At 62.6% G+C, this 15,108-nt stretch carries 12 protein-coding genes; 10 read left to right on the top strand and 2 right to left on the bottom strand.

What is annotated here, in order from left to right; all coding sequences use genetic code 11:
- Nucleotides 1-420: 420 nt before the first annotated feature.
- Nucleotides 421-639: a DUF1127 domain-containing protein gene (locus AC5SSZ_RS10410; protein WP_274828928.1), complete on the bottom strand. Its 219-nt coding sequence runs from the start codon at nt 637-639 to the stop codon at nt 421-423.
- Nucleotides 640-951: 312 nt separating this feature from the next.
- Here AC5SSZ_RS10410 and AC5SSZ_RS10405 point away from each other — a divergent pair, with 312 nt between their 5' ends.
- From AC5SSZ_RS10405 to murD, 9 genes are all read left to right on the top strand, one after another.
- Complete coding sequence (locus tag AC5SSZ_RS10405; RefSeq protein ID WP_274831766.1) at nt 952-2,037, top strand: Mrp/NBP35 family ATP-binding protein; 1,086 nt, start codon at nt 952-954, stop codon at nt 2,035-2,037.
- A 997-nt stretch (nt 2,038-3,034) separates the two neighbouring features.
- On the top strand, nt 3,035-3,538 hold the full coding sequence (gene mraZ, locus AC5SSZ_RS10400) for a division/cell wall cluster transcriptional repressor MraZ (RefSeq protein ID WP_495438136.1): 504 nt from the start codon (nt 3,035-3,037) through the stop codon (nt 3,536-3,538).
- A gap of 3 nt (nt 3,539-3,541) precedes the next feature.
- A complete protein-coding gene (gene rsmH / locus AC5SSZ_RS10395; protein ID WP_274831767.1) occupies nt 3,542-4,534 on the top strand; it encodes a 16S rRNA (cytosine(1402)-N(4))-methyltransferase RsmH in 993 nt (330 codons plus the stop codon).
- Complete coding sequence (ftsL, locus tag AC5SSZ_RS10390; RefSeq protein ID WP_274831768.1) at nt 4,531-4,893, top strand: cell division protein FtsL; 363 nt, start codon at nt 4,531-4,533, stop codon at nt 4,891-4,893. The genes rsmH and ftsL overlap by 4 nt, the downstream gene beginning before the upstream one ends.
- Nucleotides 4,890-6,674: a peptidoglycan D,D-transpeptidase FtsI family protein gene (locus tag AC5SSZ_RS10385; protein WP_495438135.1), complete on the top strand. Its 1,785-nt coding sequence runs from the start codon at nt 4,890-4,892 to the stop codon at nt 6,672-6,674. Before ftsL ends, AC5SSZ_RS10385 begins: the two co-directional genes overlap by 4 nt.
- Before the next feature lie 18 nt (nt 6,675-6,692).
- Nucleotides 6,693-8,195 carry a UDP-N-acetylmuramoyl-L-alanyl-D-glutamate--2,6-diaminopimelate ligase gene (locus AC5SSZ_RS10380; RefSeq protein WP_495438134.1) on the top strand — a complete coding sequence of 501 codons (1,503 nt, stop codon included), beginning with the start codon at nt 6,693-6,695 and terminating at the stop codon, nt 8,193-8,195.
- A complete protein-coding gene (locus AC5SSZ_RS10375; protein WP_495438133.1) occupies nt 8,192-9,613 on the top strand; it encodes a UDP-N-acetylmuramoyl-tripeptide--D-alanyl-D-alanine ligase in 1,422 nt (473 codons plus the stop codon). Before AC5SSZ_RS10380 ends, AC5SSZ_RS10375 begins: the two co-directional genes overlap by 4 nt.
- Before the next feature lie 12 nt (nt 9,614-9,625).
- Nucleotides 9,626-10,708, top strand: a complete 1,083-nt coding sequence (mraY, locus tag AC5SSZ_RS10370; RefSeq protein WP_065273045.1) for a phospho-N-acetylmuramoyl-pentapeptide-transferase — start codon at nt 9,626-9,628, stop codon at nt 10,706-10,708.
- Between the two features lie 231 nt (nt 10,709-10,939).
- The gene (murD, locus tag AC5SSZ_RS10365; RefSeq protein WP_495438132.1) at nt 10,940-12,343 is read left to right on the top strand and encodes a UDP-N-acetylmuramoyl-L-alanine--D-glutamate ligase; all 1,404 of its coding nucleotides are present in this window, start codon (nt 10,940-10,942) and stop codon (nt 12,341-12,343) included.
- Nucleotides 12,344-12,565: 222 nt separating this feature from the next.
- Here the strand turns inward: murD and AC5SSZ_RS10360 are convergent, their stop codons facing one another.
- A complete protein-coding gene (locus AC5SSZ_RS10360) occupies nt 12,566-13,759 on the bottom strand; it encodes a BaiN/RdsA family NAD(P)/FAD-dependent oxidoreductase (protein ID WP_495438335.1) in 1,194 nt (397 codons plus the stop codon).
- A gap of 168 nt (nt 13,760-13,927) precedes the next feature.
- On the opposite strand from AC5SSZ_RS10360, the gene ftsW reads away from it, so the two are divergent.
- On the top strand, nt 13,928-15,097 hold the full coding sequence (ftsW, locus tag AC5SSZ_RS10355) for a putative lipid II flippase FtsW (RefSeq protein ID WP_495438131.1): 1,170 nt from the start codon (nt 13,928-13,930) through the stop codon (nt 15,095-15,097).
- Nucleotides 15,098-15,108: the final 11 nt, after the last annotated feature.

Genomic DNA, 15,108 nt, shown 5'->3' with positions numbered 1-15,108 from the left:
GATCCCGGTATGAGGTGCGGCGACACCAGGGAGGAGGAGAGGTGCCGCCGCTCTGAACAACATCTGGCCAAATGGGAGGAGGGCCGGATGCATCAGGTCCCGGGTTTGATCCCGGTATGAGGTGCGGCAGCACCAGGGAGGAGGAGAGGCGCCGCCGCTCTGAACAACATCTGGCCAAATGGGAGGAGAGACCGGATGTATCAGCGTCCGGGTTTGATCCCGGTATGAGGTGCGGCGACACCAGGGAGGAGGAGAGGTGTCGCCGCTCTGAACAACATCTGGTCAAAAGGGAGGAGAAGACCGGATGTATCAGATCCCGGGTTTGATCCCGGTATGGGGTGCGGTGACATCAGGGAGGAGGAAGATGTCACCGCGGAACACAGGCCCTTTAGGGAGGAGGAGAAAAGAGCCTGATCTCGGTTATGCGTTTTCGTATGCGGCCTGGTAGGCCAGACGTTTGATCATCGAGCGGTTCAGCCCCAGATCCGCCAGTTCGCGGTTCGACAGTGCGGAGAGCTCATTCAGGGTTTCGCGGTACAGACGGTAACGCGCGATTTTCAGTTTCAGCTCGTCGATCAGGCCCAGGCCGTTTGCGGCCAGCGAGCCCTTGTGGGCGGTGATGTGATTTACTGCAGCCATTGGGCAGATCCTCAGTTCCGTAAATTTCCGTGTGCCGTTAAAGGCGTTTCTTGAACACCAATTTAGGGAAATGCTGCAACTGCACAATCCCAAGAGTCAGCATTTCTGCCATGCAGCATTTGCATGGGTCATCTGGGGGGTGTGCGGAAAATTGGTGTGGTTTTGTGCGGGGTTGGCAAAATTGCCTATTCTTGCGGCGGTTTATGTCTGGGATGCGTAAAGCTGCCGTTACGGCAATCGCGCTTGGGCTGGCGCGGGCGCTCCTATATAGGGTGGGCGCCCAAAGAGGGGCAGGAAAGACAGGAGAGCGCCATGCCGGTGACCCACGATCAGATTCGCGCCGCGCTGGAGCGGCTGGCCTTGCCGGATGGGGGCACCCTGGTGTCCCGGGATATGTTGCGGGCGCTCAGTGTCGACGGTGACACCGTCCGCTTCGTGATCGAAGCGCCCAGCCCGGCGATTGCCCAGCAGATGGAACCCCTGCGCCGCGCCGCCGAAGCGGCGGTCCTCGCTCTTGATGGCGTGTCCAGCGTGACGGCGGCGCTGACCGCGCATGCTCCGGCGGCATCCGCACCCGGTGGCGGGCAGGGGGCGCCCTCGCTCAAGGTCGGCGGCCACCCGAAACCGCAACAAGGGCCGATCAAGCCCGCTGGGGTGGCGCGCATTCTTGCTATCGCTTCGGGTAAGGGGGGCGTCGGTAAATCCACTGTCAGTGCCAATCTCGCGGTGGCCCTTGCCCGGCAGGGGCGGCGGGTTGGTCTGCTGGATGCAGATATATATGGTCCCAGCCAGCCGCGCATGATGGGGGTAACGGGCAGGCCTGCCAGCCCGGACGGCAAGACCATCGAGCCGCTGCACGCCCATGGCGTCACGGTGATGTCGATCGGCTTCATGGTGGATGAGGCAAAAGCCGTGGTCTGGCGCGGTCCGATGCTGATGGGCGCGTTGCAGCAGATGCTGGGGCAGGTCAATTGGGGAGAGCTGGACGTGCTGATCGTCGATCTGCCGCCCGGCACCGGTGATGTGCAACTGACGCTGTGCACCAAGGCAGAGCTGACCGGCGCCATCGTTGTCAGCACCCCGCAGGACGTGGCGCTGATCGACGCACGCAAGGCGCTGGACATGTTCAGCCAGCTGAAAACACCGGTTCTGGGACTGATCGAGAATATGTCCTTCTTCACCTGTCCCGACTGCGGCGGCGATCATCACATCTTTGGTCATGGCGGGGTGGCGGCCGAGGCTGAAAAGCTGGGCTTGCCGCTTCTGGGGGCGCTGCCCATCGATCTTGAGACCCGCTTGGCGGGGGATGGTGGCACGCCTGTTGCCGCGGGCGAGGGGGCCATGGCCGAGGCCTATGGCCGGATTGCCTCTGGTCTGGTGCAGGGCGGTATGGCCTGACCCAGTTTTCCGGTCAGTCTACATCTATCTGAATGCATAATAGGTGCCGGGCTGCGCAGGCGGTCCGGTGTCTTCATTTTGTCGTGCAGGCCTGCCTCTGCCGTGATGTCCCACCCCGGATGGGTCGCTGTTGCGGTCCCTGTTGCCTCTGCGAGGCGTCACCGCTCTGTGCTGGTGGGATGCGATCCCTTTGTCTGGGCGCGGGGCGGGCGGGGCCTGCCGGGGTGCGGCTTGATCTGGTGCGATCAGGCTGCGGTTTTGTGCCTCTGTCCCATGTCATCCCATTAGGACCTCCCAATTTTTCGTCCCGACCCTCGTGTAGTCGCGGTCGATGGGAAACCATGGGCTGCACTGCAGAGGTCGGGTCGTGGGAAATCATGGGCTCGCTGCGGTGGTTGCGGGTCCCGCCGCGAATCACATCTGCCCAATTCCATGGGGCCAAGGGGTGTTTCGCCTCTCCCTGCCCGGGTCGTTGCAGAAAGGGGTGGGGGTGTACCGTGAACATAGGTGTGCCCCGCGAGTCTCTTGAAACTTTTTCTGGGAAACTATGGGTCATTTTGGGGCGTTGTTGTGGCCACTATATGTAGTTACTTATCATTAACCTTGCCCAAATTAGGCGGAATTTAGCCGAAGTGTTAATGAAAGGTTAACGGAAATTGAGGCATTTGGCCCATGCTTGCCCACGTTGCCGTGAAGAAATTAGTTGCCGTACCCTGAATTCCCATAGTATCCCTTTCTACATCGACAGAGAGCAAGGATGGGGCGCCAAACGACCCCGTAAAAATCAAAAAAAGCAGGTTTCATACAGGCCTTCGCTTTCATCGAACAAAGAGATCCGGCGCGCGGGCGAGCAGACATCCCCCCAGATGGCGTGCGCAGTCGGACACCCCCGCACAGCGGGACAGGCGGCGGGTTGATCAGTGGCAGCAGATCAGCCCGCCCCTTTTACTTTCGGGGGGCAGATATCTCGCGAGGGACGCGAAAAAGGGACGGTAAATTGGGCCGCAGGTTCAGAGGCGAAAGCCACCATAAGGTGGACAGCAAGGGGCGGGTGTCGATACCCGCCACCTTTCGCCGTGTTCTTGAGGCCAGCGATCCCAACTGGCAGCCCGGGGACAGCCCCGAACTGGTAATCGTCTACGGCGATGAGCGCCGCAAATTCCTGGAATGCTACACCATCGAGGCGATCGACGAGGTCGATGCCAAGATCGCAGCCCTGCCGCGCGGCTCGCGCGAGCGCAAGATCCTGGAACGCATGTTCAACGGCCAGTCCCTGCCGACAACGGTGGACGAGACTGGGCGTCTGGTGCTTCCGGCCAAGCTGCGCAACAAGATCGGGCTGGAGGGTGAGGCCTTCTTTATCGCGGCGGGCGATACCTTCCAGATCTGGAAGCCGCAGACCTATGAAGAGGTCGAAATGGCCGAAGCTGAAAAGCTGATGGAAGATCTGCCCGATGATTTCGACCCACTGGAATTTCTTGATGGCGCCGGAGGGGTCTGAGGCATGACGACCGAGCACACATCCGCATCTGGTCCTCATATCCCCGTCTTGCTGCGCCCGCTGTTGAAGGCAGTGGCGCCGGTGACCGGGCGTTGGCTTGATGGCACATTTGGGGCAGGGGGCTATACCCGCGCTCTGCTGGAGGCAGGTGCTGATCAGGTGATCGCGGTGGATCGCGACCCGCTGGCCTTTGAAATGGCCAAGTCTTGGGCGGGGGAGTATGGCGACCGGCTGGTGCAGCAGCAGGGCGTGTTTTCCCGTATGGATGAATACGCGCAGGATCTGGATGGCGTGGTGCTGGACCTTGGCGTCTCTTCGATGCAGCTCGATCTCGCCGAACGCGGCTTTTCCTTTATGAAGGACGGCCCACTGGATATGCGCATGTCGCAGGAAGGCCCATCGGCCGCCGATCTGGTTGCCGAGCTGAGCGAGGCCGAGCTTGCCGACATCCTGTTCTACTATGGCGAAGAACGCGCCAGTCGCCGGATCGCCCGCGCCATCGTCAAGGCGCGCGAGATTGAGCCGATCACCACCACGCTGCAGCTGGCCAGCCTGGTGGAATCCTGCCTGCCGCGCGCCAAACCCGGACAATCGCACCCGGCGACGCGCAGCTTTCAGGCGCTGCGCATTGCGGTGAACGCGGAATATGACGAGCTGTTCGAAGGTCTGCTGGCAGCTGAGCGGGCGCTAAAACCCGGAGGCCTTCTGGCGGTGGTGACCTTCCATTCGGTCGAGGACCGCATGGTCAAAAGGTTTTTCCAGCACCGTGCAGGCAAGACCGGGCGTGCCAACCGTTATGCCCCCGAAATCGAAGAACAGCCCGCGCAGTTCGAAATTGTCACCCGCAAGGCGGTCGGTCCGGATGATCAGGAATTGGCGGAAAACCCGCGCTCCCGCTCGGCCCGCCTGCGCGTGGGGCGGCGAACCGATGCGGCACCTGCACCGATCTCGGCCCGCGATCTGGGCATGCCACAGCTAAAGGAGGCGCGGAAATGAAGACGCTTTTATACGCTGTCACCGCTCTGGCGGTTTTTGGTCTGGCCTTCTGGGCCTATCGCGAAAACTACGCCACGCAGCAGGTCCTAAAGGAAACCCGCAATCTGCAACGCGAGATCGGCGCCGCTCAGGTGCGGCTGGGCGTTCTGCGCGCGGAATGGGCCTATCTCAACCGCCCCGACCGTCTGATCGGTCTTGCTGAGCTGAATTTTGACCGGCTGGGCCTTCTGCCGTTGCGCCCCGATCAGTTCGGTCGCGTGGACGAGGTGTCGTACCCGCTTGAGCAGGACTTCAGCATTGCAAACGGTGTCGATGTTTCCGGGTTGAACCGAGATCGCGGTGCAGGAGAGCAGCCATGATCCGCACGCCGCTGCGCCCTCTGGCCCGTATTCTGAACGCTCGCGCCGCCGGGCAAAACCCGGATGTCATCGAAGAAGAGAACATTCGCCTGCGGCACGAGGAAATGCAGGCGAAATCGCGCCAGCGTGCCGAAGGACGTCTTTTGGTTCTGGGCGTGTTTTTCCTTTGTGCCTATGCTGCGGTGATCGGCCGGATGGGCGTTCTGGCGACCTCTGAGCCAAGCGAGCCGGTCGCGAGCGCCGCAGGCAGCGCCATCGCCGCGCAGCGCGCCGATATCGTCGACCGGCAGGGCCGTATTCTGGCGACCAATTTCGAGACGCACTCTCTTTACGCGCAGCCGCCGCAGATGATCGACCCGGAGGGCGCCGCTACGCGCCTGGCCGAAATATTCCCGGATCTGGACCGTGAAGATCTGGTTGAGGATTTCACCGGAAAGCGCAAGTTCCTGTGGATCAAGAAGAAAATCAGTCCCGAGCAGAAACAGGCGGTGCATGATATCGGCGATCCGGGCCTCTTGTTCGGCCCGCGCGAGATGCGGCTTTACCCCAATGGCAGCGTCGCGGCCCATGTTCTGGGCGGCGCCGGTTTCGGCAAGGAAGGCGTTTCGGCAGCCGAGGTGATCGGCGTTGCCGGTGTCGAAAAGCAGTTCGACGATTACCTGCGTGACCCCGGTAATGGCGATAAACCGCTGCAACTCTCGCTGGATCTGACCATTCAGGCTGCCGCCGAGCGGGTGCTGGATGGCGGCATGAGGCTGATGAACGCCAAGGGGGCCACCTCGATCCTGATGGATGTGCACACGGGTGAGGTAATTTCGGTGGTGTCGCTGCCGGATTTTGATCCCAACGAACGCCCGCGTCCACCCACCTCGGGGTTCGACCCCTCGGTCAGCCCGCTGTTTAACCGCGCGGTGCAGGGGGTTTATGAACTTGGCTCGACCTTCAAAATTTTCGCAGCAGCGCAGGCGATGGATCTGGGGCTGGTGACGCCCGAGACCGTGATCGACACCCGTGGGCCGCTGCGCTGGGGCAAATTCGCGATCCGGGATTTCCACAACTACGGCAACGAGTTGTCGGTGACCGAGATCATCGAGAAATCCTCGAATATCGGCACCGCACGGCTGGCGCAGCAGATTGGCGCCGAGCGGCAGAGAAGCTTCCTCGGTGAGCTGGGCATGCTGGAGCCAACACCATTCGAGATTGTCGAGGCCAGCGGCGGCACGCCATTGACCCCGAAGAACTGGTCCGAGCTTTCGGCGATGACCATTTCCTATGGTCACGGAATTTCGACCACGCCGATGCATCTGGCGGCGGGTTATGCCGCCATTGCCAATGGCGGCTATCACGTCAGCCCGACGGTTCTGAAACAGCGGGGCGCTCAGCACGGTGAGCGTGTGCTTTCTGAAGAAGCAGCGAAGGCGGCCCGCACCATGCTACGCCGCGTGGTGACCGAAGGTACTGCCAGCTTTGCCCGGGTGCCCGGCTACCAGGTGGGCGGCAAGACCGGGACTGCGGACAAGCCACGCCCGCGCGGCGGCTATTACGAGGACAAGGTGATCGCCACCTTCGCCTCGATCTTTCCGGCGCAGGATCCAAAATACGTGCTGGTCGTGACGTTGGATGAACCTTCGGTCTTCGCCTATGACGAAGAGCGCCGCACGGCAGGCTGGACCGCTGTGCCGGTGGCCGCCGAGATGATCAAGCGGGTCGCGCCGCTGCTGGGGCTGAGACCGCAAGTTGAACCCACCGAGGTGGCTGATATAACCCTCACCTCAAACTGACTCAGGTGAGGGCGCCTCATGAGCCGCAATACCCCGCAAGACAGACCGGACCCACGTCCCCTCAGCCAACTGGGGCTGACCGCCCGCGGCGGCGCGGACCCGATGATTTCCGATCTGGTGGTCGACAGTCGCCGGGTGGGCGATGGTGCGCTTTTTGCGGCTCTGCCCGGCAGTCAGGTGCATGGCGCCAATTTCATTCCCGCTGCCCTGCAACAGGGCGCAGCGGCAATCCTGACCGATGCCGCCGGTGCCGAGATTGCAGCCCGCCCCCTGTCAGAAAGCCACGCGGCGCTGATCGTCGTCGAGGACCCCCGGCAGGTGCTGGCCTATACCGCCGCCCTGTGGTTTGGCGCCCAGCCGCAGACCATGGTTGCGGTGACTGGCACCAATGGCAAAACCTCAGTCGCGACCTTCGTGCGGCAGATCTGGATGGCGCTGGGCCATGAGGCCGTGAATCTTGGCACCACTGGGGTCGAAGGCGCCTGGAGCTACCCTCTGGCCCACACCACGCCCGAGCCTATCACTCTGCACCGCGCCCTTGCGGCAGCGGCAAAGGCGGGTGTCACCCATGCCGCGATGGAGGCGTCTTCGCACGGGCTGGATCAGCGGCGCCTTGACGGGGTGCAGCTGGCGGCGGCGGGTTTTACCAATTTCACCCAGGATCATCTGGATTATCACCACACCTTCGAAGAGTATTTCGCAGCCAAGGCGGGTCTCTTTCGCCGGGTGCTGCCGGACGAGGGCGTCGCGGTGATCAATATGGACGATGCCCGGGGCGCCGAAATGCGCGCCATCGCGGCGGGACGCGGACAAGAGGTGATTACCGTGGGGCGCGGCCTTGGCGATCTTTCGCTGGTGGGGCAGCGCTATGACGGCACCGGGCAGGACATAAGGTTCTCGTGGCACGACAGACCTTTCATGGCCCGGTTGAACCTCATTGGCGGCTTTCAGGCGGAAAACGTGCTGATGGCCTGTGGGCTGGTGATCGCCAGCGGCGAAGAGCCCGAACGCGTTTTTGAAACGCTGCACGAGCTGACGACGGTGCGCGGACGGATGCAGTTGGCGGCGACCCGGGAAAACGGCGCCTCTGTCTTTGTGGATTATGCCCATACGCCCGATGCAGTCGCTACCGCGATCAAGGCGCTGCGCCCGCATGTTTTGGGTCGTCTCGTTGCCATCGTCGGCGCCGGCGGTGACCGGGACGCGGGTAAACGACCGCTGATGGGGCAGGCGGCGCATGACAATGCTGATGTGGTTATCGTCACCGACGACAACCCGCGTAGCGAAGATCCCGCCGTGATCCGGGCCGCTGTCAAAGGCGGCGCACCAGAGGCGATTGAAGTGGGCGACCGCGCCGAGGCGATCCTGCGCGGCGTTGCAATGCTGGAGCCGGGCGATGCGCTGCTCATCTGCGGCAAGGGGCACGAAACCGGACAGGTTGTCGGCAGTGATGTGCTGCCCTTTGATGATGTGGAACAGGCGAGCATGGCGGTGGCCGTACTTGATGGGAAAACCGTATGAGCGCGCCGCTGTGGACCGCAGCCGAGGCCGCCGCTGCAACCGGCGGTGAGGCACGCGGCGATTGGCAGATCAATGGCGTCTCAATCGATACCCGCACCCTGCAGCCGGGTGATCTCTTCGTGGCGCTGAAGGCCGCGCGAGATGGCCATGATTTTGTTGCTCAGGCCTTGAAGGCAGGCGCAGGCGCGGCGCTGGTCTCACGCATTCCCGAAGGCCTGCCCGAGGACGCGTCGCTGCTGCTGGTCGAGGATGTGCAAAAGGGGCTGGAGGCGCTGGGCCGTGCCGGACGCGAACGCACCAATGCGCGCGTGGTGGCAGTGACCGGCTCGGTCGGGAAAACCTCGACCAAGGAAATGCTGGCGCGGATCCTGTCGGATCAAGGTCGTACCCATGCAGCCGTCGCCAGCTATAACAACCACTGGGGCGTGCCGCTGACTCTGGCGCGGATGCCACAGGATACGGAATTTGCGGTCATCGAGATTGGCATGAACCATCCGGGCGAAATCGAACCCCTAGCCCGGCAGGCCCGCCCGCATGTGGCGATGATCACCACCGTGGCCGCCGTGCATCTGGAGGCCTTTGATGATGTCGCCGGGATTGCTCGTGAAAAGGCGGCCATTCTGGATGGGCTGGAGCCGGGCGGCATCGCCGTGCTCAACGCCGATATCGACGAGGCCCCGGTCCTGCGGCAACGGGCGGAACAGCTGGGCGTTTCGGCGCAATGGTTTGGTGCAAGCGCACCCGATGCGCGGCTGATCGCAACGCAGGTGACAGGCGAGGAAACCGTGGCCAGGGCCGAAATCCTAGGTGCTGAGGCCGAGTTGCATATCCAGTCACTGGGCGCGCATTTTGCCATGAATGCGCTAGGGGCGCTGCTTTGCGTCAATGCGCTGGGCGTTGATCTGGCAGAGGCCATTCGCAGTCTGGCACTGTGGTCGCCGGTGACCGGGCGCGGCGCGCGCGAAATGGTGGAGCTGTCACAGGGGCAGGTCCTGCTGCTGGATGACAGTTACAATGCCAATCCAACCTCGGTGAAGGCGGCGCTGGACGTGCTGGCGGCCACCCCGGTGGCAGAGGGCGGGCGTAGGATTGCCTATCTTGGCGATATGAAAGAGCTGGGACCGGAGGAGGTCGCACTGCATGCGGATCTTGCCCGCCATCCTGCCATCGCACAAGTTGACCAGATCCATTGCATCGGGCCGCTGATGCAGCATCTGGCAGAGGCCTTGCCGGCTGGAAAACGTGGCGGCTGGCACGCAGACAGCGCGGCAGCAAAGGCTGATCTTCCGGGGCAGATTGGGGCTGGCGACGTGGTTCTGGTCAAAGGCTCGCTCAGCATGAAGCTCGCCTCCATCGTTGACGGCATCCGCGATTTGGGTCATGGCAGCCGGAACTCTGATGCAAATTCTACCAAGTGAGGACTGGCTGATATGCTTTATTGGCTGACGGCGCTGTCGGATGGCGGTGATTTTTTCAACCTCTTCCGCTACATCACCTTCCGGGCCGGAGGGGCCTTCATGACGGCGCTGGTCTTTGGCTTCCTGTTCGGCAGGCCGCTGATCGATGTTCTGCGCAAGCGGCAGGGCAAGGGGCAGCCGATCCGCGACGACGGACCCGAAGGGCATTTCTCCAAGGCCGGGACCCCGACCATGGGCGGTTTGCTGATCGTCGGTGCCTTGTTGACCTCGACGCTGCTCTGGGCGCGGTGGGACAATCCCTTTGTCTGGCTGGTGCTATTCGTGACGCTGGCCTTTGCGCTGATTGGCTTTGCTGATGACTACGCAAAGGTGTCCAAGCAGAACACTGCCGGGGTGCCGGGCAAGCTGCGGCTGGGGCTTGGCATTCTGATCGCAGTGGTCGCGGCGGTCTGGGCCTCGGCCTATCACGGGGCAGAGCTGCAGAACCAGCTGGCGATGCCGGTGTTCAAGGATACACTGATCAATCTGGGCCTGTTCTACATTCCCTTTACCGTCTGCGTTATTGTCGGATCGGCCAATGCGGTGAATCTGACCGATGGTCTGGATGGTCTGGCCATCGTGCCGGCGATGATTGCCGGTCTGACGCTGGGGGTGATCGCCTATGTCGTGGGGAGGGCCGACTTTTCCCAGTATCTGGACGTGCACTACGTCAAGGACACCGGTGAGATCTTTATCTTCACCATGGCGCTGTTCGGCGCCGGGCTTGGCTTTCTTTGGTACAATGCGCCGCCTGCAGCGGTGTTCATGGGGGATACCGGTTCGCTGGCCTTGGGCGGTGCGCTGGGTGCCATCGCGGTGGCCACAAAACACGAGCTGGTGCTGGCCATCGTTGGCGGGCTTTTCGTGGTCGAGGCGCTGAGCGTGATCATTCAGGTGCTCTATTTCAAACGCACCGGCCGCCGGGTGTTCCTGATGGCGCCGATTCACCATCACTATGAGAAAAAGGGCTGGGCGGAGCCGACCATCGTGATCCGGTTCTGGATTATCTCGCTGATCCTGGCGATGATTGGTCTGGCAACGCTGAAAGTGCGCTGAGCACTTGCACGTCATAAGGTCGAAAAAGGAGGCTGCGGCCTCCTTTTTTGTGCGGCGGTCTTACGCTTGGCATGCGGAAAACGCCCGCCCCCTTCGACGGGTAGGCCCGCCTGTCACGGGGGGGGCGTGGCGCGCGCAAAATGCGCGCACGGGGGTGGTTTGCGGCGGCTTGCAAAGGCCGTGATGGCGGTGCACTCTGCGCCGAAATTTGATCAAAGGATGAGGGTGGTCATGATCCCGGTCAGAGGGTTTGAAGGGGCGCGGGTCGCCGTTCTGGGATTGGGGCGCTCCGGCCTTGCTACGGCGCGGGCCCTCAGGGCTGGCGGCGCCGAGGCGATCTGCTGGGATGACAACCCGGAGGCGCGGGAACGGGCCGAGGCGGAGGGGTTCTCCTGCACCGATCTGAGCCGGGCTGGTGCCTTTGTCGGGATCGCCAGCCTGATCGTGTCCCCGGGTATTCCGCATCTCTACCCAAAGCCCAACCCGGTTGTGCGCGCGGCCCTGATGGCCGGGGTGCCGGTGGACAATGACATCGGGCTGTTCTTCCGCTCTGTCGCGACAGGAGAATGGGACAAGTTCGACCAGCCGCCCAAGGTGGTGGCCATCACCGGATCGAACGGTAAATCCACCACCGTCGCATTGTTGCAGCATATCCTTGAGCAGGCCGGGCGCGACAGCCAGATGGCGGGCAATATCGGCCGCGGGGTTCTGGATATCGACCCACCGGGCAATGGCGGCGTGATCGTGCTGGAACTGTCCAGCTATCAGACCGAACTGGCGCGGGCGCTGACCCCGGATGTGGCGGTCTTCACCAACCTCAGCCCGGATCATCTGGACCGGCATGGCGGCATGGGCGGCTATTTCGCGGCTAAGCGGCGCCTGTTCGCAGAAGGCGGCCCTGATCGCGCCATTGTCGGTATCGATGAGGATGAAGGGCTGTTTCTGGCCGGACAACTGTCCGAGGCCGCCAGTGATGACCGTGTGATCCGCATCTCGGCAGCGCAGAAGCTGACAGGGCCGGGTTGGCAGGTCTTTGCCCGCAAAGGGTTTTTGAGCGAATACCGCAAGGGGCGGCAGGTGGCCTCGATCGATCTGCGTGCGATGCAGGGCTTGCCGGGGGCGCATAACCATCAGAACGCCTGCGCCGCCTATGCCGCCGCGCGGGCGCTAGGGCTGGCGCCGCGGATGATCGAAGGCGGGCTGGAGAGTTATCCCGGATTGCCGCACCGCAGCCAGACCATCGCTGAGGCGGGTGGGGTGCGCTACGTCAACGACAGCAAGGCCACCAATGTGGACAGCGCAGTGAAGGCGCTGAGCGCCTTTGGCAATATCCGCTGGATCTGCGGCGGACTGGAAAAGGATGGCGGGCTGGAGGCCCTGAAAGGTCACACAGGTTCGGTGCGTCGGGCCTATGTGATCGGCCGCGAGGCGGAGACCTTTGCCATGCAGTTGGATGTGGACGCTGTGGTCTGCACCACCATGGGTGAGGCAGTGGCGCAGGCGATGGCAGAGGCTGAGCCGGGCGACACGGTTTTGCTCGCGCCGTCAGCGGCCAGTTTCGATCAATATGACAACTTCGAGCAGCGCGGTGAGGATTTCATCGCCGAGGTCACGCGCAGATTGGAAAACGGTTAAGGGCTTCGGGCTCACCCAAGCGGAAATCCGTTTCGGTTCCACCCTCGTCCTGCTTCTGCCCTGCCAAACCCGCCTTTGCGGCGCAAGCAAAATGGCCGTCTCCCCGCCGCTGGCGGGGCCCCTCGGCAATTTGACTGGCGCCCCTGCGACGGATTTGACTGCCGGGTCACAGGCGAGGGTGGCTCCGAAGCGGAAATCCGGGCGCGCGATCAATGGTGGCGATCAGCGGGTGGCGGCGATGGCCGTGCCTGCGGCATGGCCCGAGGCCCAGGCCCACTGGAAGTTGTAGCCGCCAAGCCAGCCGGTCACATCCACCGCCTCGCCAATCGCGTAGAGACCGGGGCGGGATTGGGCCTGCATGGTTTTTGAGGAGAGCGCATCGGTGTCGATGCCGCCCAGAGTGACTTCGGCGGTGCGGTAGCCTTCGGTGCCGCCGGGTGTCAGCTGCCATTGGTCGAGTTGATCGCAGAGGGCTTGCAAGGCGGCGTCGGATTGATCGGCGAGGCGGGCCGTCAGGTCGTAGGTCGGGGTGAGCGCCTCTTTCAGATAATCCACCAACCGGGCAGGCAGGTGGCGGGCCAGTTCGGTGGCAATCGCGCGCTTGCCCGCGATCTGCCGCTGGCTGCGCAGCGCCGCGAAAATATCGGTTTCGGGAGCGAGGTTGACTGTGATCTCCTCTCCTTCGTGCCAGTAGGAGGAGAGCTGCAGTACCGCGGGGCCGGAAAGACCGCGGTGGGTGAAGAGCAGCGCCTCGTCGAAACTGGCGCGCGCGTTGGAAAGGCGCGCGGGCAGGGATACACCTGCCAGGGCGGAAAAGCGTCCTTCGGGGAAGGTGAAGGGGACAAGGCCGGGGCGGGTCGCGGTCACTGGCAGGGCGAACTGGCGGGCGATGTCATAGGCCAAGCCGGTGGCGCCCATCTTGGGGATGGATTTGCCGCCCGTCGCCAGAACCAGATTGCGGCAGGTGACGTGGTGATCCTTGCCGTCTTTGGTCAATGTTAGGGCAAAGCCATCATCGCGCTGCTCAACAGGGCCAACGCTGGTTTGCAGCCACAATTCGGCCCCGGCCTTTGCCATCTCTGATGTCAGCATCGAGACGATCTGTTTCGCTGAGCCGTCGCAAAAAAGCTGCCCGAGGGTTTTCTCGTGCCAGGCGATACCGTGGCGGTCCACGAGTGAGATGAAATCCCATTGCGTATAGCGCGCCATCGCGGATTTGCAGAAATGAGGGTTGCCAGAGAGGTAGTTGCTCGGATCGGCATAAAGGTTGGTGAAGTTGCAGCGCCCGCCGCCGGAAATGCGGATCTTTTCGCCCGGCGCCTTGGCGTGGTCGACCACCAGCGTGCTGCCGCCGGTATGGGCTGCGCACATCATGCCGGCTGCGCCAGCGCCAAGAATCACGGTGTTTACCTGCATGAGGGCATCGACCATGGAATGACCTCTCGCGCAAGGGAGCTGTCCCGGGCGCAAAATCCTGCCGCGCCGGGATCAAGACACTGGTCTGATCACGGGTTTCGCGTTACTGTTCCATTACAGACCCCGAAAAACGGGGCGTATCACGAGGCAAAGAGCGGCGGTGTTTCCATGACTGAGATGGTCTATGGTGCGGTTCCTGTACAATCAGGTGAACCTATTCTTCCCAAATGGTGGCGGACCTTGGACAAATGGACGATGTCCTGCGTCCTGATGCTGTTCGTGCTGGGGCTGCTTCTGGGGCTTGCAGCCTCAGTGCCGCTGGCCGAGCGCAACGGGTTCGGCAATTTTCACTATGTGCAGCGACAAGCGGTGTTTGGCGGTGCGGCTCTGGTCGCCATGGTGCTGACCTCGATGATGTCGCCGACGCTGGTGCGGCGGCTTGCGATCGTCGGCTTTGCTCTCGCCTTTGTGGCGCTGGCGCTGCTGCCTATTTTCGGGACCGATTTCGGTAAAGGCGCGGTACGCTGGTATTCGCTGGGCTTTGCATCGCTGCAGCCGTCCGAGTTCCTGAAGCCCGGTTTTGTCGTGGTTGCGGCCTGGATGATTGCCTCGAGCCAGCAGATCAACGGCCCGCCGGGCACGCTGATTTCCTTTGGCCTGTGCATGAGCGTGGTGCTGATGCTGGTGATGCAGCCCGATTTTGGTCAGGCCTCGCTGACGTTGTTCGGCTGGGGTGTGATGTATTTTGTGGCAGGGGCGCCGATGCTGCTTTTGGTTGGCATGGCGGCGGTTGTGGTCATGGGCGGTGTGATGGCCTATTCCAGTTCCGAACACTTTGCCCGCCGCATCGACGGCTTTCTGAACCCGGATATCGATCCCACTACCCAGCTTGGCTATGCCACCAATGCTATCCGCGAAGGCGGGCTGTTCGGCGTTGGAGTCGGGGAGGGGCAGGTGAAATGGTCGCTGCCTGATGCCCATACCGATTTCATCGTCGCGGTTGCTGCCGAGGAATACGGGCTGGTTCTGGTCACGGTGCTGATCGGGCTTTACGCCACGGTGGTTGTGCGCTCGCTGTTCCGTCTGATGCGCGAGCGCGATACATTTGTGCGGCTCGCGGGGACAGGCTTGGTCTGCATGTTCGGGGTGCAGGCCATGATCAACATGGGGGTTGCGGTGCGGCTCTTGCCGGCCAAGGGCATGACCCTGCCATTCGTCAGCTATGGCGGCTCTTCGCTGATCGCGACGGGCATTGCCATGGGAATGCTGCTGGCCTTTACCCGTTCGCGCCCGCAGGGTGAGATTGCAGATTATCTGCGTGGCCGCGGTCGCGGCTGACGCATTAGGTA

The organism is Phaeobacter sp. CC-HEC084 (assembly GCF_059429255.1).
The sequence above is the reverse complement of the archived record's forward strand: the minus strand, read 5'-3'. Positions and strand labels throughout refer to the sequence as shown.

Coding starts and splice junctions, on each gene's coding strand:
- AC5SSZ_RS10410 (WP_274828928.1), bottom strand. CDS start 639: ATGGCTGCAGTAAATCACATCACCGCCCACAAGGGCTCGCTGGCCGCA.
- AC5SSZ_RS10405 (WP_274831766.1), top strand. CDS start 952: ATGCCGGTGACCCACGATCAGATTCGCGCCGCGCTGGAGCGGCTGGCC.
- rsmH (WP_274831767.1), top strand. CDS start 3,542: ATGACGACCGAGCACACATCCGCATCTGGTCCTCATATCCCCGTCTTG.
- ftsL (WP_274831768.1), top strand. CDS start 4,531: ATGAAGACGCTTTTATACGCTGTCACCGCTCTGGCGGTTTTTGGTCTG.
- AC5SSZ_RS10385 (WP_495438135.1), top strand. CDS start 4,890: ATGATCCGCACGCCGCTGCGCCCTCTGGCCCGTATTCTGAACGCTCGC.
- AC5SSZ_RS10380 (WP_495438134.1), top strand. CDS start 6,693: ATGAGCCGCAATACCCCGCAAGACAGACCGGACCCACGTCCCCTCAGC.
- AC5SSZ_RS10375 (WP_495438133.1), top strand. CDS start 8,192: ATGAGCGCGCCGCTGTGGACCGCAGCCGAGGCCGCCGCTGCAACCGGC.
- mraY (WP_065273045.1), top strand. CDS start 9,626: ATGCTTTATTGGCTGACGGCGCTGTCGGATGGCGGTGATTTTTTCAAC.
- murD (WP_495438132.1), top strand. CDS start 10,940: ATGATCCCGGTCAGAGGGTTTGAAGGGGCGCGGGTCGCCGTTCTGGGA.
- AC5SSZ_RS10360 (WP_495438335.1), bottom strand. CDS start 13,759: ATGCAGGTAAACACCGTGATTCTTGGCGCTGGCGCAGCCGGCATGATG.
- ftsW (WP_495438131.1), top strand. CDS start 13,928: ATGACTGAGATGGTCTATGGTGCGGTTCCTGTACAATCAGGTGAACCT.